The sequence below is a fragment of the Caulobacter sp. GW822-FHT07D08 genome, from assembly GCF_058798735.1.
Genome location: NZ_JBXAKU010000022.1, coordinates 37,393 through 60,226, shown reverse-complemented (window position 1 = coordinate 60,226; position 22,834 = coordinate 37,393). Strand labels below are relative to the sequence as shown.

The window sequence follows — 22,834 nt, the reverse complement described above, 5'->3', positions numbered from 1 at the left end:
ATGAAGTCTCTCCTGCTCGCCACGAGCGCCCTCGTCGGCGCCGCGCTCCCGGTCATGGCGCGCGCCGACGCCGTCCTCGACGTGGACCAGAACAAGGTCGAAGGCGTCGTCGTCACCGGCCGCTCGTTCAATCTCCAGACCCAGATCGCCGGCCGCCTTGGCCTCACCGAGCGCGAAACTCCCGCCGCCATCGAGGTGCTGACCCAGGAGGACATTCAGGCCCAGGGCCTGAGGACCGCGATCGAGGCCCTAAACGCCGCGCCCGGCGTCGTCTCGGGCAATCTGCCGGGCTCGGTCGGCTCGGTGTCGATGCGCGGCTTCCAGCGCGCGGTGAACTATCTCTACGACGGCGTGCGCATGCCCAATTCGGATGCGGGCGTTCGCAATTGGGACGCCTGGGCCTTCGAAAGGATCGAGGTGATCAAGGGCCCGGCTTCCGTCACCTCCGGTGAAGGCGCCCTGGCCGGCGCCATCAACTTCGTGCCGCGCCGGCCGGTGCTTGGCCGGCGCTCTGGCGAGGCCTTCGCCAGCGCCGGCAGCCGCGACAGCTACCGCCTGGCCGCCGACCTCAACGCCCCGGTCGGCGACAAGGCCGCCGTGCGCGGCGATGTCGCCTGGTCGCGCTCGGGCGGCTGGATCGACGACACCGACTCCCGCACCTTCGCCGCCAATCTGGCCGTTCTGCTGGCGCCCACCGATCGCTTCTCGGTGACGCTGTCGGCCGACTACTACGAGGACCGCTTCTCGACCGCCTACTATGGCACGCCGCTCGTGCCGGCCGCCGCGGCCCGGGATCCCTCCGACCTCGTCTCGGGCTCGGCTGGTCTGGTCCTCGACAAGGCGCTGCGTCGCAAGAACTATGACACGACCGATGGCCTGATGGACTCCCAGTCGGTGTGGCTGCGGGTCCGCGCCGCGTACAAGCTCAGCGATGCATGGACGCTGGTCAGCGACAGCAGCTGGTACGACGCCGACCGGCTATGGCGCGACAGCGACGACTACAGCTTCAACAGCGCGAGCGGCCGTTTCGACCGCGCCACCACAAAGATCAGCCACGATCACCAGTTCTGGAGCCTGCGCCTGCACGCGGCCTATGACGGCCAGTTGGCCGACCGCCGCAACCGCTTCACCGTGGGCGCGGAGCTGGGCGGCACCGACTTCTTCACGGTGCGCCGGTTTGGAACGACGACCTCGGTCGACCCTTACGCGACGGTCCGGGGCCTGTTTCCCGCCGACACGACCGCCAACTTCTCGACCCGCCAGAACGTCTGGGCCGACGTCGACTCCAAGGCGCTGTTCGTCGAGGACGCCTACAACCTGACGCCCGACCTGCTGCTGGTCGGCGGCGCGCGCCTGGACAGGTTCTCGCTGGACCGCCGCGTGCTCAACGCCACCACCGGCGCGGTCACGCGCTATGGCCAGGACTACAGCCCCGTCTCCTGGCGCCTGGGAGCGGTCTACAACCTCCTGCCCAAGACCCAGGTCTACGGTCAGTACACGCGCGCGGCGACGCCGGTCAGCGGCGTCCTGTTCCTCAGCGCGACCAACGCGACTTTCAAGGTCAGCATGGGCGACTCCTACGAGGTCGGGATCAAGGGTCTGACCTTCGACGACCGCCTGCAGCTCACCGCCTCGGCCTACCACATCCGCCAGGACGACATCCTGACCCGCAGCCCCACCAACCCGGCGGTGACGGTGCAGGGCGGCAGCCAGACCTCGCGCGGCGTTGAGGTGTCGGCCGAGTGGGCGGTGAGTGAAGCGCTGAAGGCCAAGCTCTCCGCGACGGTCCTGGACGCCAAGTTCGACACCCTGATCGAGGCCGGCGGCGCCGACCGCGCGGGCAACCGGCCGGCCAACGTTCCCGAAAAGCTCGCCGACCTCCTCGTGACCTACGCGCCGCGCGCCCTGCCGCTGACCTTCACCGGCGCGGTGCGCTACAGCGGCGACTTCTTCACCGCCAACGCCAATACGGTGAAGGTCGAGGCCCACACGCTGCTGGACGCTTCGGTCAGTTGGGCCGCGCCGTTCGGCACGCTCAGCCTTCGCGGCCGCAACCTGACCAACAAGCTCTACGCCGACTGGTCGGGGTACGCGTCCTACCTCGTCTTCCTGGGCGAGCCGCGCAGCGTCGAGCTCTCGCTCCTGCGCAAGTTCTAAGCCGAACCACCCGCCGGCCCTTCAAGGGGCCGGCGGGTCTTCCCAGGCCGTCAGCCTCAGGACCCGCAACACCGTGACCGTTCACGCCCGATCCTTGCTTCGACGGATCCATCTTTGGCTGGGCCTTGTTCTGGGCCTGCCCTTCGCGGTGCTGGCCGTGACCGGTTCGGCGCTCGTGTTCTACATTGAGCTCGACGCCTGGCTGCATCCGGGCATCCGCGTGGCGACCAGCGCCCACGCGCCCGACTGGACCTCGCCCGTATGGGACCAGGCGCTCGCCACCGCCCGGACACAGTGGCCGGACGCGACGGGCAAGTGGTCGTTCGAGGTCACCGGCAAGCCCGGCGCTATTCCGGCCCGCTACTACGCGCCGACCGAGGGACACGCGGCCGGTCACAGTCACGCCGATCCGTTGATGGTGTGGTTCACGCCCGATGGTCGCCAGGTCCTGCGCCAGGCGCGCTGGGGCGACTACCTGATGACCTTCTTCTACGACGTTCACCGCAACTTCCTGGCCGGCGACCTTGGCAACGTCGTCGTCGGCTGGACCGGCGTGGCGACCCTGTTCCTGCTGGCCACGGGCCTTTTGACATGGTGGCCGCGGGGCAGTTGGCGAAAGGCCCTGGCCTATAAGCGCGCGACCTCGCCGACGCGCAGGCTCTACGATCTTCACAAGCTGGTCGGCCTGGCCAGTCTGGCGCTGCTGCTGATCCTCTCGGCCACCGGGGCGCTTCTGGCGTTGCCGGCCGAGAAGACCTGGCTGCTGTCCAAGCTCGTCGCCCCCGTGGTCGCGGTCCCCGCGCCTGTCTCGAAAGTCATCGCCGGGCGCCAGGTCTCGATCGGGCAGGCCCTGGCGGCGGCCCATCGGGCGCTGCCTGACGGCCGCATCGCCTGGATCGATGTTCCGGGGCCGGGCGATGGCGTGTTCCGGTTCCGAGCCCAGGTCCCCGGCGATCCGACCCACCGCTTTCCCTACAGCTTCGTCTTCGTCGACCAATATTCGGGCGCGGTCCTGGCCGTTCTCGACGCTCGCGAGGGCACGACCTCGACCACGGTCAGCAACTGGATCAGGCCGCTGCACGACGGTTCGGTCGCGGGTCTTTCGACGCGTGTCCTGGCCATCGCCGTCGGCCTCGCGCCCCCTGCTCTGTTCATCACCGGCTTTCTTCGCTGGCGAAGGCGCCGCGCCGCCAAGCGCCGACCAGCCTGACGTCTCGCCCTTCAACCTTTTCTCGGAAGAGCTCCCATGCCCGTCTTCATCAACCGTCGCGCCGCGCTCCTGGCCGCGACATCGTTCTGCCTGATCACCGCCGCAAGCGCCGCCCATTCACAAGACGCCACGACGTCCAGCGACAAGGCCAAGGCTCCGACGCCTTACAGAGAGACCGCCGGCGGCCAAAGCTGGGTCAGCGAGGTCCTCATCACTGGCCAGCGGCAGGGTTACGGCGCGCCGGTCGCCGCCTCGGGTGAATTCGGCGGCTATGTCGCTGCGGGGCGGCGCCTTTTCAACCGTGAACCCCACCCGCCGTTCAACGCCGGATCGATGCAGACGGCGCCGCCGGAGGTGAAGGCGCCCATGCTCAAGATGATGGTCGAGTTCAAAAACAAGGCCGAGGCCTTGGCGCGCGTCTCGCAAGCGCGAAGCTGAAGGTTCCTCTTGCCTCATGGCGTCTCGAACACATGACCACGTTGATCCCACATCTCCGCCAGGTGGGCGCAAGCCTGTTGGTGCGGTCGTGAGTTGCGTTTTCGCAAGGGTTCTCGGCCAACCCATCGCCCGCGCGGCCTCGGGAGTTCCATTGGCGAAATGACCGCCTTGATCCCCATGCTTGCTCGACTCCTGGCGCGAACGGCTTTCGTTCTGACGTGCCTGGCGCTGGCCGTGCGGATCCTGGCGCCGCCGGGGTTCATGATCGCGCCGACGGCCCAGACCGGCGCCATGTCGCCGATCGTGCTGTGCTCTGGCCAAGGACCGGTCACCAGGTTCATCGCCGCCGACGGTCGACTGGTGGATGGGCCTGCTCACAATCCCAAGGACGATGGCGAGACGCGCCATGGCGCGCACTGCGGCTTCTCCGCGACCGCGACGGGGCCGCTGCCGCCAAGCGCGCTTGGCGTGGCGCGGTGCGTCGTAATCGGCGCGACCGACAAGACGCCGCCACCAACAGGCTTGAGGCCGGGCCTTGGGCTCTGCGCGCCACCACCGCCCGCCACCGGTCCGCCTCTGACGCTCTGATCGCCTTCGCCGCGCCGGCGTCGCATTTTCGCGCGCTCGCGCCTGTCGTCAGACTTCATGCGGACGTTTTCCATGTCATCGCCATCCACGACCCCAGCACCCCCTCCCCTGCTTCACGTCCACCTGTCCCCCAGCCGCTCGCTGACACGTCAAGGCCAAGCCGTCGCCATCGGCGTGTTCGGCGCGGCCTCGCTCGCCGTCTCGCTGCTGTTCATCAGTCAGGGTTACTGGCCGATCGCCCCATTCCTGGCGCTCGATGCGGGTCTTCTCGCCTTCGCCTTCTTCGTCATCGCCCGCCGCGGCCGAGCCTATGAGGAGGTCGTCGTCGAACCCGACACCATCCGGATCCTGCGCGCCGACGGCATCTCGCAGATCGTCGAGGATCGCATTCCCACCGCCTGGACCCGACTGGAGCGCGATGATGATCCAGACTTCGGCTGCCAGGCCTTGCGCCTACGCCATCGGCGGCGCTCGGCCACCATCGCCGACATGCTCTCCCCGGCCGAACGCGACAACGTAGCGGCCCTGCTCGCCGAAGCCCTGGCGCGGGCACACCGTGGCGGCCTGGCCGCCCGCCAGCCCGTTCTCGTCCCCGCCGCCCTGTCTCCCTTCCCGTCACACACGCCTTTCAGGAGGATCCCATGATCCGCGTCCGTCTCCTCGCCGCCGCCTTCGCGGTCCTCCTTGGAACGATCATCGCGCTGGCCCTGCCCCTGCCTCGGAGCCAGGCCACGGCGGCGGCGGCGGCCCCAATCGCGACCAAGGCCTGCGTTTGTCCCGGCGCGGGTCGCGCTTCGAGCGCCTCCGTCACCGCGTTCCTGAACCACCGCGCCTAACGCCGATCTCCTGCTTCACACCTCAAAGGACCCTACCAATGAAGATCACCTCTGTTTTCTGCATCGCCGTCGCCGGAGCGATGGTCATCGCTCCCGCCTTCGCCGCGCAAAAGACGGCATCGCCCCTCGAGATCTCTCACCCCTGGAGCCGGGCGACCCCGCCCGGCGCGACGACGGGGGCGGGCTATCTGGCCATCACCAACCCCGGCAAGACGCCCGACCGTCTGGTCGGCGGTTCGACGCCCGTCGCCGCCAAGCTGGAAATCCACGAAATGTCGATGACCGGGGGCGTCATGCGCATGCGTCCCGTGGCCGGGGGCCTTGTGATCGGCGCGGGTCAGACCGTGACCCTGAAGCCCGGCGGCTATCACCTGATGCTGATCGGTCTCAAACGCCCTCTCAAGGCCGGTGAGCAGGTGCCGGTCACCCTGACCTTCGAACGCGCGGGCCCGGTCAAGACCGCCCTGGACGTGCAGGCGACCGGCGCCGCGCCGGCCGCGCCTTCCCATCACGACATGCCCGGGATGAAGATGTGAACCGGACCACAAAAGTCACCCTGGGGCTGACGGCGATCGGCGTGCTGGTCGTCGCCTTGCTGATCTTCTGGACAATGCGGCCACAGGGTTTGGCGCCGTCGTCGATCGGCGGCGCCTTCAGCCTGGTCGATCAGGACGGACGCGCCGTCACCGACAAGGATCTGCTGGGCAAGCCGACGGCGATCTTCTTCGGCTTCACCTATTGCCCCGAGGTCTGCCCCACCACCCTGGCCCAGATGACCCAGTGGCTGCAGGCCCTGGGTCCCAAGGCCGACAAGCTCAACGTGGTCTTCGTCTCGGTCGATCCCGGTCGAGACACCCCGGCGGTGATGAAGGAATATCTGTCCAACTTCGATCCGCACATCCGCGGGTTTTCGGGCACGCCCCAGCAGGTCGCCCAGGCCGCCAAGGCCTACCGCGTCTACTACGAGAAGGTGCCGATCGAGGGCGGCGGTTACACCATGGACCATAGCTCGGCGATCTATCTGTTCGACGCCAAGGGCCGCTTCGTCTCGCCCATAGGCTACGGCGGCCCGCCTGAAGTCGGCCTCAACGCGTTGAAGGCCCTGATACCCCCCTAGCTGTCCAGTCCCGTGGCGGCCTTCAGGGCGCGCCGGAGGGACGGGTCGACGCGGTAGTCGGCTGGAGACCGATGGCTATGTCTCCGGTCTGATCGGATCGGGGCGCTGGCGGGTCAATCCGCGCCGATCGCCGCCCCTGGCGCATGCGCGGAAACGCGTCGCTCACGGGGTCAACGCTTTGAGCTCTGCTTGGAAAGATCCGCGCCACGCAGAGCGACCAGCGCGAAAACCGCGTCGGTTTGAAGAATGCTCGCCCCCATCGACAGTAAGGCCCTGACGCCAACGTCGTCGCCCAAGACCAGACGCTGGTCGGCGTCGCCCAGGCTGTTCAGCCAGACGCGCGGACCGAGTCGCGCGATAGCGTCGCGGGCTTCAGGCGTCAGGCTTTCGGGATCAGCGTGAACCACTTGCGCCGGTCCAGTGATCCGCAGCAGGTCGGCCAAAGGCAGATCCGTGGAGAACCGAACCATCAGGCGCGCCGCGGGGTCCAGGGCCCGCACGCTGGCGAGAATGGCGGGATCGCTGTCGAAGTAGAGGCTGGTGGCGCGCATACCGGAGGCATTGACCGTCTCAACGATCGGCCTCAGACGATCGCTCTTCAGATCGAGATCGACCAGGATACGCCCGCAGGCCACCGCGAGCGCTTGCGCCAAGGTCGGCGGCGCCGCGTCGGCGGCGCGGCCATCGCGCTGTTTCAGCCGGAGCGCGGCGACCTCCGACGCGGTCTTGTCCTCGACCACGCCCTCGCCGGTCGTGGTCCGGTCGACCTTCCGGTCGTGCATCAGCACGGGTGTCCCGTCCTTGGTCACGGCGACATCGATCTCGACGATCTCGACCCCCGCCGCGATGGCGTCCTCGATCGCCGCCAAGCTGTTCTCGGGCGCGCGGCTGTGCGCGCCGCGGTGCGCGGCGATCATCAGTCCAGCGTCCGGCCTGGCGAGACGCGAGAGCGCCATCGCCATGGCCGGCGTCTGCGCGCAACGCTCCGGGGCCGTCGGCTCGGCCGCTCGCGCGGCGCTGGCCATGCCAAGGGCGAGCATGCCTAGAAGTGCGAGGCCACGGATCATGGCGCGCGCTTCAGGTCGAGTTCGGCGCTCTTCGGCGCCAGATCGATCAGTCGAGCGGGCTTGCCTGGCGCCGACTTGCTCAGGCGGAAGGCGTCGTAGAGCACGCCTGTGGCGGTGTAGGCCCTGTAGGTCAGCTCGGCGCCGTCGACACCAATCGCCTGGAGCAGCTGCACGCCGGTCGCCTTGCGCGAAGCCCAGTCGCGTTCGCCGCCGACATACTGCTTGGGGCCAGCCACCGACACCACATAGACCGGCGCGCCCTTGCGCCCCCGGGCATAGGTGTGGTCGTGGCCCTGGAGCACCAGATCGACGCCGTACTTCTGGAGCACGGGCTCGAGCGCCGAACGCAGCTCGGCGTTGTCGCGCCCCTTGGCGGTCGAATAGATCGGATAGTGCAGGAAGACGACCGTCCAGAGGTTCGGATTGTCGGTCAATCGCGCCTCCAGCCACTTCAGAGTCGCGTCGGCGAGGTCAGGAAAATCGGAGATGGCGTCGGCGTCGAGCGACAGGAACCGCACGCCCTGGTAATCGACCTGGTAGACGGTTTCCGACAGCGCCGCGACGCCCGGCGGACCGTTGCGCGGCAGGGTGAACTGCTGTCTCCACTGCGGGGCCAGACTCGGACGGCCTTCGATCTGCGGGCCATATTCATGATTGCCCGGGCTGGGCAGGGTCAGAAGCTCAGCGTGCAGGTCCGGCGCCATGTCGAACCACTCGCCCCATTCTCGATCGGCGTCCGAGCGGTTGATCAGGTCGCCGGCGTAAAGCGCCAAGGCCGCGTCCGGCGCCAGACGGCGCGCCATGCGCATGACCCGCGATCCGTGGCTCTCGACCTCGTTCTGCACGTCGCCGAAATAGAGGAAGCTGAACGGCTTGGCGGTCGCCGCCGCCGTGCGGATCTGCCGCCAGGCGCTGAAGGTCCGTCCATCGCCCACGCGATAGACGTAAAGCGTTTCCGGCTTCAGGCCCTGGACGACGGCGCTGTGGGCGGTCGCCGAGACCGGCCCGCCGTTGCGAGGGACGTACTGCATCACCTCGCTGTCGGCCATGACGGTCTGAACGGCGTCCTCGAAGGCGGGTCCGGGCGTCGCCTCGGCGTATTCGACCAGACCCTTGCCGGCCCAGGCCTCCATGCGCCAGGTCAGCGCGAAGCCGCGCGACGGATCCTCGGTCGGATTGACGATCAACCGCTGCGGCTTGCCGCCGGCGATCACCGGCTCGGCCGCGGGTCTCGCCTTGGCCGGCGCCTGGGCGGTCGCCGGCGCGGCGAGCGACAGAGCCGCCAGGGCGACGCCGCAAACGAGGGCCGCCGCCCGCTGGAACGACGCGCCAGGGGCGCGGGGCGGATTGAAACTCTGGGTCACGGTCGACCTCGCATCAAGCGTTCAGGGAAATTGGGGTCGGCGCGGCCAAGGGGAGCCGCGCCGACGTGGCGCGCCTGGGGCGGACCAGGCGCGCCGGCGCCGAAAGACCGCACGGAGGCGATCCGCCGGCGTAGCGGTCAGAGCTTCCAGTCGAAGCTGAGGCTGATGTAGCGGCCGTTCTCGATGTAGTCGCGAATGCCGCCCTTGGCCTTGCCGAACGTGTACCAGTAGGTGTGGCTGTCCAAGGCGTTCTGCACCTTGAAGGTCGCGGCCATCCGGTCGTTGAAATGGCGGCGGACCATCAGGTCGACGAACCTGTAGTCCTGCTCGTAGGGATCGTTGCCGTAGTCCTCGATGTCTTCGAGCGATTCCGACTGGTAGCTGTACGAGACATAGGCCTCCCAGCCGTTGCGCTCCCAGAAGACTTCCAGATTGGCCAGTCGAGCGGGCGTCTCCATCAGCGGCAGTTCCAGGCCCGCCGGGTGCCAGCTGATGCCGGTGACGGCGCGGGCGCGCTGGAAGGTCATGTTGGCCGCGACGCCGAGGCCGTCGAACGGGGCTGGCAGCCAGTGCAGGATCTGGCGGGCGTTGACTTCCACGCCGGTCACCTTGGCGGACTTGCCGTTCATCGGCGTCGAGATGTCGACGCCCGTCCCGTCCGTGTAGTTTTCCGTCGTGCCGTCCTGGATGACGCTGGACGAGGAGCGGAACAGGAAGTTGCGGATGTCCTTGTGGAACAGACCGATCGAATAGGCGCCGGTCTTGCCATTGTACCATTCCAGCGAGGCGTCGTAGTTCACCGCCTTCATCGGTTTCAGGTCGGGATTGCCCGTGGTGACGCTCTCGAGGATCCACTTGTCCTTGGGATCGGTCTTGCCGTCGCCGTTCGGATCGGTGTTGTAGCCGTAGGACTTGGCCGAACTCATGCGGTTGATGTCCGGACGCGAGAAGCTGGTCCAGACCGCGCCACGCAGGACCAGGTCGTCCCTGAACTTGTAGTTCGTGTGGATCGACGGCAGCACGTTGACGAAGTTGGACTTGTCGCGCGTGAAGGTGTCGCCCTTGAGCGGGTCTTCCAGCCAAGCCTGGATGTCGTTCTGGGTGCGCTCGACGCGAACCCCGGTGATGACCTCGGCCTTACCGAACTGGGCCTTGCCCATCGCGTAGCCGGCGAGGACGGTCTCCTTGTAGTTCCAGGTGTCTTCGTTGGAGACCTCCGCCGCGTCCGGCGACGTCGCCAGGCCGCTGAAGAAGGTGGACTTTCCGTCCTGGGCCTTGCGCAGCTCGGCCATCATGTTGTCGGTGTCGATCGTGACGCCCAGCCGATACTGACCCGAATAGACGCCGAACAGGCTGTCGACGGACTTGCCAAAGTACGGGGAGAAGTCGGCCATCGTGCCGCTGCGGGTCAGGTCGATGAAGCTGCCGCCCGTCTTGCGGCGCTCCGAGACGGACATCTTCAGGCCCGTCTTTAGCTCGCGCAGCCAGTCGCTGGACGGCGCGTAGGCGAGGTTGAACTGGGCCTGCTTGAGCGTCTCCTCGTTGTCGCCGAAGCCGGCCGTCATGCCCGAATACTTGAAAGCGGCCGGGTCCTGGACGGCGGCCATGCCGGCGGCGTTCAGCACCCACTTCGGAAAGCGCGGGTCGCCAGCGGTCGAGACGAACACGCCCTTGTTGCCCAGCCAGTCATAGGCGTCGGTGCGGAACTGCAGCTCGAACTCGTCTTTGATGTTGTCGCGCGAGTTGGAGTACGAGAAATCGTAGTCGACGGTCAGGTCGCCGAACCGGCTCTTGCCGCCCAGAGTCGCCGAGCCCAGCACGCCTTCGGTCGAGCCCCCTTCCCAATAGCGGCGCAGCCGAAAGCCTTGCGGGTCCCACAGGCCCGAAGCCCCGTCCAGACTGTAGAAGCTCTTGGTCTTGCGGTCGGCGTCGGTGATCCGCCCGTCCTTGTTCTGATCGACGATGTCGTTGACCGAATAGCCGTAGACGCGCGCGCCGTTCTCGACGCCGATGACCGCCTTGTCGGGCGTCATCAGGTCTGTGCGGGACTTGTCCTTCTGGACCAGGCGCTCGGAAATGCGGTCGGCGTAGTTGCGAAAGTTGAGCCGATTGCGGAATTCCGTCTCGTCATAGACGTTGTACTGTCCACGCAGGTGGACCTCGTGGTCGGCGCTTCGCCAATCCAGCGATGCGTTGACGCCCTTGCGCTCGACCTTGGTCTCGCCCGCCGAGAGCTCGACCCCAAGGGTCTGGAAGGTCGAGGTGTCGAAGTCGCGCGACTTGTTGGTGACGAACCAGCGCTGGGGCATGTCGTCGCCCGACCCGCCGACTTGCTCGAACTGTGAATTGCGGCGTGAAAAGCTGGCGGTGACGAACAGGCCAAGGTGCTCGTTGAACTGGCGGCCGAACGACAGCTGCGCCTCGCCCGACTTTTTCCGGTCGCGCTTGTCCAGCATCGTGCCTTCGAGCGACACCGCCAGGTGCGTGGGATCGAAGTCGAACGCGGTCGGCGTGCGGATCTCGACCGAGCCGCCCAGGGCGTCGCCGTCCATGTTGGGCAGGATCGACTTGAACACGGTGATCGAGTCGACGCCGGCGGCGGGCAGGAAGCTCAGCCGCACGCCGCGATAGAAGTTGTCGCCGGGCGAGCCCATGCCGCCCAGACGCACGCCGTTGACCGAATAGGTGTTGTACTCCGTGGCCAGGCCCCGGATCGAAATCCGATCGCCCTCGCCGGTCGTGTGGTTTCGCACGGCCGACACGCCGGGCAGGCGCGAAACCGCCTCGGTCAGGTTGGACGAGGGCAGCTTGCCCATGTCGTTGGCGCTGACCACGTCGGTGATCATGTCGGCGTCGCGCTTGGCGTCGAGCGACTTGCGCAGGCCGGCGGCGTAGCCGACGACGATCAACTCGTCGACCTCATCGGCGACGACCAAAGGGCGTTCACGCAGCACGACGGCCCCGTTGATGACCTCGACGGTAAGCGGCGCGGCCGACAGCATTTGCTTCAGCGCCGCCTCGGCCCGCAAGCGCCCGTCGACCGCCACCGACTGGCGGCCTCGCGTCAGCGCCGGATCGACCGAAATGGCGACGCCGGAAATCCGCGAGAACACCATCAGCGCCGCGCCAAGATCCTGCGCGGGTATGTCGAAGCGGGCTTCCACGGCCAGCGGCGCGGAAGAACCGGGTTCGGCCAGGGCCGCGCCGGCCCCCGCCGCCACCGAAAACGCCGCCACCGCGGCGAGAAGTCGAGATTTGTAACGCATCAAACGCCCCCAGAACCTTGAGCCCTTTTTCCGGGCCTCGAACGGGGTAGACGGAGCCATCGGCAATATCAGACAGGCGTCGCAAAACTTTTATTTTTCTAGTCCTTCAAGCCATCGCTCCACGCATCGGAAATATATCTCTCTATACTGATGATATACTTCCAATCCGATCCTCGTATGGAGATCAGATGATTTCTGACCGCCGCGCAGTCCTTCACAAAACTGCCGTACAGTTCGGCTAACGCCGCCGCTCATCGAGCCGCCTTCGGGGCGCGGCGAGGCCTGGAATCCGGGAATGGCGCAGAACGAACCCGTGCCGGTCTTCGAGACCGTGCGCGCGCACGAGACCCGGTTGAAGGCCTATGCGCGGCGACGCGGCGCGGACGGCCACGAAGCCGAAGACCTGTTCCAGGAAACCGTGCTCCGACTACTGCAGCGAGCGCGCCGAGCGCCCTTGCTCAATCCGCTAGCCTATGCGTTCCGCGTGCTCGACAACCTGATGCGCGATCACCGCCAGGAGCCAAGCTTCGAGGCGCTGGACGAAAGCGAACCGTGCGAGCAGCCGGGTCCGAGCGCCCTTCTTGAGGGACGCGAGCTGGCCGAGGCGTTCTCTCGCGCGATTGCCGCCATGCCCAGGCTTCGTCGGGAGGTTTATCTGCGACGCCGCCTGGACGGCCAGAACTACGACCGCATCGCTCTTGACCTCCGCCTGACGCCCGAGGCCGTCCAGAAGCATTACAGCCGCGCGTCGGCGGCCCTGCGCAAGGTCCATCAGGATGGATTTTCCGCGTTGGGCGAAGGATAGGCCGCATGCGCGATACGCATCTCGACAGGACCGACGATCATCTGGCGGCGCTTTGGGCCGACCGCCTTGCGACCGTCCCGCTGCCTCGCCACGACGCGCGGGAGCTCGAGGAATGGCTGGCGGCGGATCCGCGCCGCGAAGCCTTGTTGGCCGCGCACCGCGATCTGATCGCCTCGGCGTCCCTGCGCCGGGCCTTGATCGGCGCTCGCGCGGCGGCTCGTCCTGGGGCCAAGTCGCGCGGGCTGGGAATGCCGTCGTGGGCGCTGGCCGCCGCGGCCGTCGCCGCCACGGTCTTGGCCTGGCCCCGCCCCGCGCTGGAACTGAAGACCCCCCAGGGCCGGCAGCAGGTCCAGGTGCTGGCCGACGGCTCCAGGCTGACCTTGAACGGCGACTCCCAGGCCCGCGTGGCCTTGGCGCGACGGAAGCGGGACGTACGCCTGGACCGCGGCGAGGCCTTCTTCAAGGTCGCCCACGATCCGTCCCGCCCCTTCACCGTCCATGCGCGCGACGCCTCGGTCACCGCTCTGGGCACCGCCTTCAACGTCAATCGCCTGGCCGACGCAACCGAGGTCACCGTGCGCGAGGGCAAGGTCAGGGTCGTCGCCGCCATGGCCCCCGACCGGCCAGTCGTCGTCGTCGCCGGCGAGAGCGTCCGGGTTTCCGCACGGGGGATCGAGGGACGCATCCGCTTCAACCCCGCCGCCGCCGATGACTGGCGCAGCGGCTGGATCGAGCTGAACAACGGCCGGCTGGGCGACCTGGTGACCGAACTGAACCGCGCCAACGCCACGCGGCCGTTGAAGCTTGGCGGGACCGCCCTGGCCGACCTTCGCTTGACCGGACGCTTCCGCGCGACGGCGCCGCGCGAGACGGCGGAGCTCGTGGCGGCGACGCACGGCCTAGCTCTCCGCGAAGCCCCCGATGCGATCGTCCTGGCCCCGGGCCTCCAGGCCACAGACCCATGAACGGGCCGCCGCCTACAGAGGTTCAGGGATCAGCCTCGAGCGCTGTTCCGCGGGCGCGTTTTCGGCCCAGAGCAAGAGCGCGTCCAACGCCGGACATAGGGACTGCCCCCAATCGGTGAGATGATACTCGACCTTCGGCGGCGCTTGCGGGTGAACGATCCGGGTCACGACACCATCAGCCTCGAGTTGTCGCAGCTGCTGGATCAGCATCTTCTGAGACACGCCAGGGATAGCGCGCTCCAGGTCAGAGAACCGCTGCACTCGGCCCCCGAATAGCTGAAACAGGATTACCAGCTTCCACCGCCCCTCCAGAACCCGGATGACATTCTGGATGCTCAGAGACGCCGAGTCCGCCGTATAGGCCACACGCTTACTTTCGGGTGCGTGCCTTACTTTTTCGTCCGTTCTTGTCATTTCGGGAGGGTGTTCACAGGTTGTGGCGGACAGCAACCTTATGCCGGAGACCATCGGTGTCCACCAACCTCCCCCGCCCTATCGCCGACTATGTCGAGGCCAATGCCCGCCTTGACGTGGACGACATGCTTGCCGCCTTCGCCGCCGACGCCGTCGTGAAGGACGAAGCGCGCGAGCATCGCGGCCATGCCGAGATTAAGCCCTGGATTGAGTCAGCGACCATAGCCGCTCGCGCGATCTTCACGCCGAACGCCTGGCGCGAGGACGACGGCGCCGTCATCGTCGACGGGATCACCGTTGGCGACTTCCCGGGAAGCCCGCTTCCGTTCGCCTTCCGCTTCAGGCTGAACGGCGGGGCCATTTCGGCCCTGGAGATCGTCTGATGTCCGGCGAGCAACGTGAATTCGAAGGCGTCCGCGCCGTGGTCACCGCCGGCACCAAGGGCGCCGGCCGCGCGACGGTCGAACGCCTGCTGCGCGGCGGCGCCAGCGTCGTCACCGCGGCCCGGAGCGCCGCCAACGCCCCTGTCGGCGCCCATGTCGTGGAAGTCGACCTGACCAAGCCGGAAGGCGCCGAACAGCTGGCGCGGGCCGCGATCGAACACCTCGGCGGCGTCGATGTCCTGGTCCACGTCCTGGGCGGCTCGTCATCGCCCGGCGGCGGCTTCGCCGCGCTCACCGACACGCACTGGGCCGCGGAGTTGGATCTCAACCTGATGACGGCGGTGCGTCTAGACCGGGCGCTGCTGCCGCAGATGCTGGAACGCGGACGCGGCGCGGTCGTCCACGTCTCGTCCATCCAGCGGACGCTGCCGCTGCCGGAGTCCACGACGGCCTACGCCGCGGCCAAGGCCGCCCTCACCACCTACAGCAAGTCCCTGTCCAAAGAGATCGGCCCCAAGGGCGTGCGCGTAAACGTCGTGTCGCCGGGATGGATTCATACCGAGGCGGCCGACGATCTGATGCGCCGGATCGCCGACAACACGGGCGGAACGCTCGAAGAAGCGAGACAAAGCATCCTGGACGCGCTCGGCGGCATTCCGCTCGGCCGGCCGGCGAGGCCCGAAGAGGTGGCCGAATTGATCGCCTTCCTGGTCTCGGACCGCGCCTCGGCCATCCACGGCGCCGAATACGTCATCGACGGCGGCACGATACCCACCGTCTAACCTGGCGACGGTCTCCTACTCCCCGCGTAGCGCCGACCAGGAGAAAATACATATCGCGATAATTTTTCCCTGGACACACGATCGGCTCGCGACTACAAAATGATTATCGCAATAATCTTTATCGCAGAAATCACTAAACAGCCTTTGGGAGAACCCTATGATCCGCCAAGCTCGCAACATTCTCATCGCCGCCGCCCTGACCGGCCTGGCCGGCGCCGCCCATGCCCAGCCCGACGCTTCGCCGGCCGCGAGCGCTCCAGCGGTCCGCAACGTTGTCCTGGTCCACGGCGCCTTCGCCGACGGCTCGGGCTGGCGGGGTGTCTATGACCGACTGACCGCCAAGGGTTACAAGGTCAGCATCGTTCAGAACCCGCTGACCTCGCTGGCCGACGACGTCGCCGCCACCCGTCGTGTGCTAGCCCGCCAGGACGGCCCCGCGATCCTGGTCGGCCACTCGTACGGCGGCACGGTGATCACCGAGGCCGGCAATGATCCGAAGGTCGCGGGCCTGGTCTATGTCGCCGCCCTGGCGCCCGACACCGGTGAGTCCACCGGCGACCAGTTCGCCGAGATCCCCGCCCCTCCCGGCTTCGTGATCGAGCCGCAGTCCGACGGCTTCGGCTTCGTCAATCTCGCCAAGTTCAAGGCCGGCTTCGCTGGCGACATCAACGACGCCGACGCCGCCTTCATGCGCGACTCGCAGGTGCCGATCGCCATGTCGGCCTTTGGCGAAAAGGTCACCCGCGCCGCCTGGCGCGCCAAGCCCAGTTGGTTCGTCGTGGCGACCGAGGACGGCGCCATCGATCCGAAGCTGCTGCGCAAGACCGCCGCGCGCATCGGCGCCGAGACGGTGGAGGTGAAGGGCAGCCACGTCGTCTTCCTCAGCCAACCTGGAGCGGTGGCCGACGTGATCGACCAGGCCGCCAAGACCGCCCCGCGTAAGGCGAAGTAAGACCACGACAGACGCCAGATGGGCCGGCCGCCGACACGCCATGCGCGTCGGCGGTCGCATCGATTTTGTCCAACACGCCTGGGATGGTTCCGACGCCGACGATGCGATCACCGCGGCGCTCAAATCGCAGCGACTATTACCGCTGAAACCGCCCTTTGATTGCGGCGCCGCCCCGCAACGACGACACTCGGCCTCAAGAAAGCGCCGCTCTTTCGCCCCGCCGAGCATCGGGGCCAAGGCGCGCAAGGCGCTCGCCTTTCGTCCCATCCCCCCGACCTTAAGGGACATACCTTCGACGTGGCGTACTCCCCCCAACGCGCGTCCTTCCGGCCCAACCGGCGCGATCACGTCCCCCAAAGGCGCGCGCCTTGGTTTCCGGCGTCAGCCAGCCGAACGGCGGCGGGTCTGCAAACCCGCCGCCGGCCTTTCAGATCTTTTCCGGGCTCTCCGCATGCGCGCGGGTAAGAGCCGCTTCGGCCGCTTCGAGACGCGATCGGACGGCGGGGGATTTGAGCGGCTCGACCGAAACGATCACGACACCCCGCGCGTCCAGCACCTGGATCTTCAGCGGCGTCTCGAACCGGCTCGAGAGCTCACGCCAAGCCATGAGTTCGGCGAAGTCCTCGCCGGCCGATGCGGTGGAATAGAGCGACACGAACGGCGCCTGCGCCAGCGCCCGGTACAGCGTCGGACTTCGCGACAGGGGCAGCTTAGGTCCGCGCCGATAGACCGAATGGGCGATCACGCCGGTCGCATAGGGCTGCGCCAGGCTCCGGTAGTCGACCCAGACCGTCTTGAACGGACCGCCGGCCGTGGTGACGTCCAACGTGCGGTCGATCACGTGCGTGGTCTCATGCAGCAGAATGTAGGTCAGGGCGGAGGCCCTACCGGCTTCAACCTTCACGCTGTAGCCCGATCCGTCCGGGGAAAAGAGCATCGCCTCCTTCTGGGTGAGGAAGTCCGAAAGCGATGTCTCGAGCACATCGGCGCGTAAGGTGATGTCGAACAGCCGCTCGCCGTTGGGGCCCTCCGAGGACCGCGTCAAAGCCGTGCCCGCGCTGGACGGCGCGTCGATGAAACTGAGCCGCGCGAGACGTCGCTCCAGGACCTGTCGGTACAGCGCCGGAAGATCGGCGATGGCGCTTTCGATCAACGCCCATTCCCGGTCAGTAAGGACATGGGCCTTGGTCTCCTTGGCGCCCGCCTCGACATAGGCCTTGATGGTCTCGTCGTGAGGCGGGCCGATCCGCGCGCGGAGGGTCGAGGCGGTTTGATCGCCAATGGCCGCCGTCGACAGCGCAGCGGCCTTGGCAAGCCCGCCCCCGGGCCAGGCCAGCAAGAGCAAGCCCATGGCCAGCAGCGCGCCAAACTTGGGTCCGGGATGCGACGGGACTTCTGGCACGCGCTGTCTTCCTTTTCGATCATCGGGTCAGGCAAGGAACAGGTTTGTCTAGACGGACTTGTGTCAGACGATTTCGACCGGAACGGCAAGAGCGTATCCCGCCCCCCGCTCGGTGCGGATGATGCGCTGACCGCCAGGCCAGGCCGCCAGCTTGCGGCGCAACCGCAGGATCATCACGTCGATGCTGCGGTCGGTGACCTCGTCGGGATGCACGCGACAGGCGGCCACCAACTGCTGACGGCTGAGCACCTGGCTCGGCGCCTTGAGCAGGGCCGCCAGCAGGTTGAACTCGGCGGCCGTCAGCTTGACGGCGACGCCGCCTGGCGCGGTCAGACTTCGCCGCCGCAGGTCGGCTTCCCAGCCGACGAACCGCCAGCGGGTGTGTTGTCGCAAGCGCGTCGAACGCGCCGGCCCCGCGCGCCGCAACACGCTGCGGATCCTGGCCAGCAGCTCACGCGGGCTGACCGGCTTGCTCATGCAGTCATCGGCGCCCAGTTCCAGCGCCACCACCTTGTCCGGGCCTTCGCCGGGCGCGCTGGTCAGGCTGATGACGGGCGCCTCGTCGCGGTCGATGACGCCGCGCATCAGGTCCAGCCCGTTCTCGGCGCCCAGTTCGAGATTCAGAACCACAAGATCGACCGGCCGGGCAGCCATGATCCGCTTCATGGCCGCCCCGTCCGGGGCCGTGCTGACCTGAAAGGCGTAGGCGCTCAGATAGCCTTGAAATTCATCCCGGGTCCGGGGGTCGTCGTCCACCACGAGGACGTGCCTTTGGGCGTGCGGATACATCCGGCCCTCCTGGAAATTTGGATTCACGCGACGGACGCGGCCGCCGCCTCAAGGGGCGCGACCGCGTCGTCTTCTCGGACCTTTAGAGGCCGTGGGTTGCGCGGATGTACCGGGAGGCCTTTTCCCCGATGATCACGCAGGGGGCCATGGTGTTGCCCGTCGCGACCTTGGGCATGATCGAACCATCGGCGACGCGCAGCCCCTCAACGCCGTAGACGCGCAGGCTGGAGTCGACCACCGACATGGCGTCACGCCCCATCTTGGCCGAGCAGGTCTGGTGCCAGTAGGTCACCGCCGCGTCGCGCACATACTGCTCCATGTCCGTCTTGTTCAGCGGGCCCGGCATGGCTTCGCGGGTGACCAGGGGGGCGAAGGCCTGGGTGTTGCCCAGATCCCGGCAAAGCTCCACGCAGGCGATCGCCGCCTTCAGATCATCCGGGTGGCCGAAGGTGTTCAGCTCGATTCGTGGGGCGATCGTCGGATCGGCCGACGCCAGGCGCACCCTGCCCCGGCTTTTAGGATGGGCCAGGCCCGCGAACATGGTCCAGCCGTGCTCGGGAACACCGCGAACGGCGGTCTCGGGGCTGGGGACCGGGAACTCGACCTGGCAGAACAACAGGTCCGGCTCGGTGAGCGCCGCGTCGGACTTCCAGTAGAGCGTGGCTTCGCTGCCACTGTTTCGCGGCGCGATCGGCTCGCGGTACTCCCAGATGCAGCCGAACGAGACGTGGTCCTGCAGGTTCGCGCCGACGCCCGGAAGCTTGCTCAGCACCTTGATGTCGTGGGCGCGCAGCTCGTCCTCGTCGCCGATGCCCGATCGCATCAGGACGGTCGGCGTCTGGATCGCGCCCAGGCTGAGGATCACCTCGTGGGCGACGCCGAACCAATGCATCGCGCCGTTGCGGACCACCTCGACGCCGACCGCGCGTCCGTTCTCGATCAGCACCCGGTTGACGTGGGTGTGCGTCAGCAGCGTCAGGTTCGGCCGGTCAAGATACGGATAGGTGAAGGCGCGGAAGATGGAGTGGCGCTTGCCGTCGCGGATCAGCACGTCGCTGATGGCGCAGCCGCCCGCGCCCTCCATCATTTCGCCGTTCGGCGAGCCGTAGGTCGGAATGCCGAGCTCATGGGCCGCGTCGACCATGGCGTAGGCGGCCGGACCGGGATCCGGCGCCGATTGCACATAGACAGGGCCGCCCGTCCCGCGCCGCAGAGGATCGGCCGGACCCTGCCAGTTCTCGATCTTCCGATAGAGCCCCAGGACGGCGTCATAGCCCCAGGAGGCGTCGCCGCTTTCCGCGGCGAAGTGGTCCCAGTCGCTGCGGTGGCCGCGCGACCAGACCATGACGTTGATGCTGGAGCCGCCGCCGCAGACCTTGCCCATCGACATCGGCATGGACCGTCCGTTCAGCGCCGGATTGGGCTCGGCCACGAAGCCCCAATCGGTGTCGCCGCCCAGGTTGGTGGGCCAGGCGGCCGGCTCCATCACGCTGGCGCGCTCGTCGCTGCCGCCCGCTTCGATCAGCAGCACCTGCACGTCGGGGTTCTCGGCCAACCGCCGGGCCAGCACCGAGCCAGCGCTTCCCGCGCCACAGACGATGAAGTCGTAGGTCGCCTTGAGATCGCCAGCGCGCTCGGCCTGGTTGGCCGCCACACGGGCGGCGAAATCGGGATGATCGCTGGGAAGATTGTCGTTCATGCTCACGCTCCAAACTCGAAATGAGGTATCAAATCTATCAATTTCATCAAATGCATCGAATTTGGAGCTTGTCAAGGCGAGGGCCTGTGGGCATCTGTGCGACGCGGCCTGACGGCTTGGAGAGACAATGGACACGGCCGACAGGGACATCCTGACCACCACGGACGTGGCGAAGATCCTGGGCGTGTCGGTGCGCACCGCGCAGCTGCTGATCGAGGGCGGATCGATCCCGTCATGGAAGACGCCGGGCGGTCATCGCCGCGTCTATCGCTCCGACGTCCTGGCGCTGATGCCGGGCGAGACCGTCAGCGCCCTGCCGGTGTCGGCGCGGGTGATCGTCATCGCCGGAGCCGACGCCCTGCCGGCGCTGACGGCGCGCCTGGCGCAGGCCCCTTCCTGCTTCGTGGACGCCTATCCGGAGCCCTTTTCCGCTCTGCTGAACATCGGCGGACGCACGCCGGCGGCCGTGATCATCGACGCGGCATCATTGCCCATGGCCGCCGACCTGCTGCGGGCGCTGGCGTCAGATCCGGCTCTGTCGCAGACGGCGATCCTGCTCGTCGGCCCCAAGGCTCAGACCGCGGCCTTCGCCGGGCCCGCCAGCGGCAGGGTTGGTTTCGTCGAGGATCTGGACGCCTTGGCGCAAGCCGCCGAGACGGCGGTGCGAGGACCGGCGCCCGTTCCCGCCGCGCCTGAGGCCGGGGCGCTGGTTCCGTTGCCCGGCAACGAAGCCCAGCGCCTGCTGGCGCTCGAGCGCTCGGGCCTGGTCGACACCCCGCCGGAAGACGCCTTCGACAGGCTGACCTGGCTGGCCGCCCAGACGCTCGGCATGCCGATCTCGCTGATCACCCTGCTGACCCCGACCCGCCAGTGGTTCAAGTCGCGCCATGGCCTGGACATGGCCGACACGCCCCGCAGCTGGGCCTTCTGCAACCACACCATCCTGCAGCAGCGCTGCATGGTGTCGGAGGACCTGGCCACCGATCCGCGCTTCGCGGACAATCCGGCCGTCGCCGACGCGCCGCACTTTCGGTTCTACGCCGGCTGCCCGATCGTCGACCCCGACGGCTTCACGCTCGGTTCGCTCTGCGTGATCGACACCCGGCCGCGCACCCTGGACGACACCCAGCAGGCGATCCTCACCAACCTGGCGTCCCTGGTGTCGGACGAGATCAAGCTGCGCGTCACCGACGGGCGACTGCGACGCGCCATGGACGTCCTGGAGCGCAAGCCGCGGTAACGCGATCGGTCGCCACCCTCAAGGCCGGCGCTCCAGGATCACCGGCAGATGCCTGAGCTGACACATGGCGTGGTTGCCGATCCAGTCGTCGGCGTCGCCGGCCGCACGGACCTCGATCCGGCGTTCGATCAGGGCCTCCACCAGGCTCCTGGCGACCAGGCCGGCCACGAAACGCCCAGGACAGATGTGAGCGCCGCCGCCGAACGTGGTCGAGCCCTGCTGAGGGCGGTCCAGGTCGAAGCATTCCGGGTCTGGGAAAGCCTCGGGATCGCGATTGGCCGCGCCCCACATCATCATCACCCGGGTCCCCGCGGGGATGGTCCATTCATCATATTCGAGGTCGGCGCTGACAATGCGGTTTAGATGAATAACGGGCGGCTCCAAGCGCAGGCACTCGGATACCGCCGCGGCGGCCTTCTCCGGCTCCGCGCGCAACCGGTTCACCACCTCGGCATTGTCGATCAGTGTACGGATTGTGTTGGTGATGGCCAGAGCGGCCGTATGGAATCCATCGAACAGGTTTCCCGCGAGGAAGGCCCCCACCGTCTTGGGAACATAGCCGCCATGGTCGAGATCGTCGGCGATATCGACCATGGCGAGGTCTCGGGCCATGTCCGAGACGAACGGACAACCGCCCGCGCCCAAGGCGCGCTGGCTCGCGCCCTCGACCAGGCCGCGATAGGCCGTCGCGGCGGCGTCGGCCTCGACTATGCCATCCCCGTCCGGTCGCAGAAACAGCATGGGAGTCATCTTGCGCGCCTGCACGGCCGCGCTCAGAGCCTCCTCATCGGTCATCCCGATCAACCCGCCCCAGTAGAGGCCGATCAGCGGCTCGGCGATCCGCTCGACGAGATCGACGGTCTCGCCCAGCGGTAGATCTTCTAGGATCCGCCCGGCGATCTGGCGGGCGGCGTCGCCCCGCGCGGCGGTCGGCTTGGGTCCGATCTGGTTGAGAAGCACCTTGCGCAGGGTGGCGTTCAGAACGCCGTTGGCGCCGAAGAGCTGGTTCTTGATCAGGTCGGCGATGGCGAAGCCGACCGGCTTTTCCTCGAGCGGTTCGACGCCGAGCAAGCCCGGAAAGAGCTGGTTGGGCGCCAGGGCCGAAAGCTCGGGCCGGGCCGCCAGCGCGCGAAGATCGGTATGACGGAAGACCACGAGCGCGCCGCCGTCGCCCCGCAGGAAACGGGGGCCGCCGGGCTGGAACGCCCTGGCGCAGAACCGCCGGAACGCCATGCGGCCGCCGTCATAGCCATGGTCCTCGAGCGTCGGCAGCGCACCGATGTCCAAAACGTGCGGATGATCGGCTACGATGTCACCAGACATGATCTTCTCCTTCGCGACGCGCGGGGGCGTGGGTTGG

General features: G+C 67.6%; 22 protein-coding genes. 14 read left to right on the top strand and 8 right to left on the bottom strand.

Annotated elements, in window-relative coordinates; translation table 11 throughout:
- The 8 genes from AC1RJ9_RS25295 to AC1RJ9_RS25260 all read left to right on the top strand — a co-directional run bounded on the left by AC1RJ9_RS25295 (position 1) and on the right by AC1RJ9_RS25260 (position 6,346).
- Entirely contained in the window at positions 1–2,157 is a 2,157-nt protein-coding gene (locus AC1RJ9_RS25295) for a TonB-dependent receptor (protein ID WP_492840959.1), read from the top strand.
- Positions 2,158–2,230: 73 nt separating this feature from the next.
- Positions 2,231–3,367: a PepSY-associated TM helix domain-containing protein gene (locus AC1RJ9_RS25290; protein ID WP_492840961.1), complete on the top strand. Its 1,137-nt coding sequence runs from the start codon at positions 2,231–2,233 to the stop codon at positions 3,365–3,367.
- A gap of 36 nt (positions 3,368–3,403) precedes the next feature.
- The gene (locus tag AC1RJ9_RS25285) at positions 3,404–3,805 is read left to right on the top strand and encodes a hypothetical protein (protein WP_492840963.1); all 402 of its coding nucleotides are present in this window, start codon (positions 3,404–3,406) and stop codon (positions 3,803–3,805) included.
- Between the two features lie 159 nt (positions 3,806–3,964).
- On the top strand, positions 3,965–4,393 hold the full coding sequence (locus AC1RJ9_RS25280; RefSeq protein ID WP_492840965.1) for a DUF2946 family protein: 429 nt from the start codon (positions 3,965–3,967) through the stop codon (positions 4,391–4,393).
- Between the two features lie 72 nt (positions 4,394–4,465).
- Positions 4,466–5,038, top strand: coding sequence for a DUF2244 domain-containing protein (locus AC1RJ9_RS25275; RefSeq protein ID WP_492840967.1), 573 nt, complete (start codon positions 4,466–4,468; stop codon positions 5,036–5,038).
- Complete coding sequence (locus AC1RJ9_RS25270) at positions 5,035–5,229, top strand: hypothetical protein (protein ID WP_492840969.1); 195 nt, start codon at positions 5,035–5,037, stop codon at positions 5,227–5,229. Before AC1RJ9_RS25275 ends, AC1RJ9_RS25270 begins: the two co-directional genes overlap by 4 nt.
- A gap of 38 nt (positions 5,230–5,267) precedes the next feature.
- Positions 5,268–5,765: a copper chaperone PCu(A)C gene (locus AC1RJ9_RS25265; RefSeq protein ID WP_492840971.1), complete on the top strand. Its 498-nt coding sequence runs from the start codon at positions 5,268–5,270 to the stop codon at positions 5,763–5,765.
- Complete coding sequence (locus AC1RJ9_RS25260) at positions 5,762–6,346, top strand: SCO family protein (protein ID WP_492840973.1); 585 nt, start codon at positions 5,762–5,764, stop codon at positions 6,344–6,346. Before AC1RJ9_RS25265 ends, AC1RJ9_RS25260 begins: the two co-directional genes overlap by 4 nt.
- Positions 6,347–6,516: 170 nt before the next feature.
- Here the strand turns inward: AC1RJ9_RS25260 and AC1RJ9_RS25255 are convergent, their stop codons facing one another.
- From AC1RJ9_RS25255 to AC1RJ9_RS25245, 3 genes are all read right to left on the bottom strand, one after another.
- Positions 6,517–7,413: a glycerophosphodiester phosphodiesterase family protein gene (locus AC1RJ9_RS25255; RefSeq protein ID WP_492840975.1), complete on the bottom strand. Its 897-nt coding sequence runs from the start codon at positions 7,411–7,413 to the stop codon at positions 6,517–6,519.
- Positions 7,410–8,777: a purple acid phosphatase family protein gene (locus AC1RJ9_RS25250; protein ID WP_492840977.1), complete on the bottom strand. Its 1,368-nt coding sequence runs from the start codon at positions 8,775–8,777 to the stop codon at positions 7,410–7,412. Before AC1RJ9_RS25250 ends, AC1RJ9_RS25255 begins: the two co-directional genes overlap by 4 nt.
- A 137-nt stretch (positions 8,778–8,914) precedes the next feature.
- Positions 8,915–12,043 (bottom strand): TonB-dependent receptor, encoded by a 3,129-nt coding sequence (locus AC1RJ9_RS25245; protein ID WP_492840979.1) that lies wholly within the window; start codon positions 12,041–12,043, stop codon positions 8,915–8,917.
- A 313-nt stretch (positions 12,044–12,356) separates the two neighbouring features.
- On the opposite strand from AC1RJ9_RS25245, the gene AC1RJ9_RS25240 reads away from it, so the two are divergent.
- Positions 12,357–12,848, top strand: a complete 492-nt coding sequence (locus AC1RJ9_RS25240) for an RNA polymerase sigma factor (RefSeq protein WP_492840981.1) — start codon at positions 12,357–12,359, stop codon at positions 12,846–12,848.
- 5 nt (positions 12,849–12,853) lie between these two features.
- Positions 12,854–13,813, top strand: a complete 960-nt coding sequence (locus AC1RJ9_RS25235; RefSeq protein WP_492840983.1) for a FecR family protein — start codon at positions 12,854–12,856, stop codon at positions 13,811–13,813.
- A 12-nt stretch (positions 13,814–13,825) separates the two neighbouring features.
- On the opposite strand, the gene AC1RJ9_RS25230 is transcribed toward AC1RJ9_RS25235, so the two are convergent.
- Positions 13,826–14,227: a winged helix-turn-helix transcriptional regulator gene (locus AC1RJ9_RS25230; protein WP_492881710.1), complete on the bottom strand. Its 402-nt coding sequence runs from the start codon at positions 14,225–14,227 to the stop codon at positions 13,826–13,828.
- A 56-nt stretch (positions 14,228–14,283) separates the two neighbouring features.
- Between AC1RJ9_RS25230 and AC1RJ9_RS25225 the strand changes: the two genes are divergently transcribed.
- The 3 genes from AC1RJ9_RS25225 to AC1RJ9_RS25215 all read left to right on the top strand — a co-directional run bounded on the left by AC1RJ9_RS25225 (position 14,284) and on the right by AC1RJ9_RS25215 (position 16,344).
- Entirely contained in the window at positions 14,284–14,610 is a 327-nt protein-coding gene (locus tag AC1RJ9_RS25225; RefSeq protein ID WP_492840987.1) for a nuclear transport factor 2 family protein, read from the top strand.
- Positions 14,610–15,392: an SDR family oxidoreductase gene (locus AC1RJ9_RS25220; RefSeq protein ID WP_492840989.1), complete on the top strand. Its 783-nt coding sequence runs from the start codon at positions 14,610–14,612 to the stop codon at positions 15,390–15,392. Before AC1RJ9_RS25225 ends, AC1RJ9_RS25220 begins: the two co-directional genes overlap by 1 nt.
- A gap of 157 nt (positions 15,393–15,549) precedes the next feature.
- Entirely contained in the window at positions 15,550–16,344 is a 795-nt protein-coding gene (locus AC1RJ9_RS25215) for an alpha/beta fold hydrolase (protein WP_492840991.1), read from the top strand.
- Positions 16,345–16,771: 427 nt separating this feature from the next.
- Here the strand turns inward: AC1RJ9_RS25215 and AC1RJ9_RS25210 are convergent, their stop codons facing one another.
- The 3 genes from AC1RJ9_RS25210 to AC1RJ9_RS25200 form a co-directional block, all read right to left on the bottom strand.
- Positions 16,772–17,746, bottom strand: a complete 975-nt coding sequence (locus AC1RJ9_RS25210) for a hypothetical protein (RefSeq protein ID WP_492840993.1) — start codon at positions 17,744–17,746, stop codon at positions 16,772–16,774.
- A gap of 63 nt (positions 17,747–17,809) precedes the next feature.
- Positions 17,810–18,535, bottom strand: a complete 726-nt coding sequence (locus tag AC1RJ9_RS25205) for a response regulator (RefSeq protein WP_492840995.1) — start codon at positions 18,533–18,535, stop codon at positions 17,810–17,812.
- Between the two features lie 82 nt (positions 18,536–18,617).
- Positions 18,618–20,234 carry a GMC family oxidoreductase gene (locus AC1RJ9_RS25200; RefSeq protein WP_492840997.1) on the bottom strand — a complete coding sequence of 539 codons (1,617 nt, stop codon included), beginning with the start codon at positions 20,232–20,234 and terminating at the stop codon, positions 18,618–18,620.
- A 127-nt stretch (positions 20,235–20,361) separates the two neighbouring features.
- Between AC1RJ9_RS25200 and AC1RJ9_RS25195 the strand changes: the two genes are divergently transcribed.
- Positions 20,362–21,474 carry a GAF domain-containing protein gene (locus AC1RJ9_RS25195; RefSeq protein ID WP_492840999.1) on the top strand — a complete coding sequence of 371 codons (1,113 nt, stop codon included), beginning with the start codon at positions 20,362–20,364 and terminating at the stop codon, positions 21,472–21,474.
- 18 nt (positions 21,475–21,492) lie between these two features.
- On the opposite strand, the gene AC1RJ9_RS25190 is transcribed toward AC1RJ9_RS25195, so the two are convergent.
- On the bottom strand, positions 21,493–22,797 hold the full coding sequence (locus tag AC1RJ9_RS25190) for a cytochrome P450 (RefSeq protein WP_492841001.1): 1,305 nt from the start codon (positions 22,795–22,797) through the stop codon (positions 21,493–21,495).
- Between the last annotated feature and the right edge of the window lie 37 nt (positions 22,798–22,834).

What these genes read in the sequence shown, in the direction of transcription:
- AC1RJ9_RS25200 (WP_492840997.1), bottom strand. Translation starts at nt 20,234, where the DNA reads ATGAACGACAATCTTCCCAGCGATCATCCCGATTTCGCCGCCCGTGTG.
- AC1RJ9_RS25220 (WP_492840989.1), top strand. Translation starts at nt 14,610, where the DNA reads ATGTCCGGCGAGCAACGTGAATTCGAAGGCGTCCGCGCCGTGGTCACC.
- AC1RJ9_RS25265 (WP_492840971.1), top strand. Translation starts at nt 5,268, where the DNA reads ATGAAGATCACCTCTGTTTTCTGCATCGCCGTCGCCGGAGCGATGGTC.
- AC1RJ9_RS25245 (WP_492840979.1), bottom strand. Translation starts at nt 12,043, where the DNA reads ATGCGTTACAAATCTCGACTTCTCGCCGCGGTGGCGGCGTTTTCGGTG.
- AC1RJ9_RS25195 (WP_492840999.1), top strand. Translation starts at nt 20,362, where the DNA reads ATGGACACGGCCGACAGGGACATCCTGACCACCACGGACGTGGCGAAG.
- AC1RJ9_RS25190 (WP_492841001.1), bottom strand. Translation starts at nt 22,797, where the DNA reads ATGTCTGGTGACATCGTAGCCGATCATCCGCACGTTTTGGACATCGGT.
- AC1RJ9_RS25230 (WP_492881710.1), bottom strand. Translation starts at nt 14,227, where the DNA reads ATGACAAGAACGGACGAAAAAGTAAGGCACGCACCCGAAAGTAAGCGT.
- AC1RJ9_RS25295 (WP_492840959.1), top strand. Translation starts at nt 1, where the DNA reads ATGAAGTCTCTCCTGCTCGCCACGAGCGCCCTCGTCGGCGCCGCGCTC.
- AC1RJ9_RS25270 (WP_492840969.1), top strand. Translation starts at nt 5,035, where the DNA reads ATGATCCGCGTCCGTCTCCTCGCCGCCGCCTTCGCGGTCCTCCTTGGA.
- AC1RJ9_RS25280 (WP_492840965.1), top strand. Translation starts at nt 3,965, where the DNA reads ATGACCGCCTTGATCCCCATGCTTGCTCGACTCCTGGCGCGAACGGCT.
- AC1RJ9_RS25205 (WP_492840995.1), bottom strand. Translation starts at nt 18,535, where the DNA reads ATGTATCCGCACGCCCAAAGGCACGTCCTCGTGGTGGACGACGACCCC.
- AC1RJ9_RS25255 (WP_492840975.1), bottom strand. Translation starts at nt 7,413, where the DNA reads ATGATCCGTGGCCTCGCACTTCTAGGCATGCTCGCCCTTGGCATGGCC.
- AC1RJ9_RS25285 (WP_492840963.1), top strand. Translation starts at nt 3,404, where the DNA reads ATGCCCGTCTTCATCAACCGTCGCGCCGCGCTCCTGGCCGCGACATCG.
- AC1RJ9_RS25215 (WP_492840991.1), top strand. Translation starts at nt 15,550, where the DNA reads ATGATCCGCCAAGCTCGCAACATTCTCATCGCCGCCGCCCTGACCGGC.
- AC1RJ9_RS25235 (WP_492840983.1), top strand. Translation starts at nt 12,854, where the DNA reads ATGCGCGATACGCATCTCGACAGGACCGACGATCATCTGGCGGCGCTT.
- AC1RJ9_RS25275 (WP_492840967.1), top strand. Translation starts at nt 4,466, where the DNA reads ATGTCATCGCCATCCACGACCCCAGCACCCCCTCCCCTGCTTCACGTC.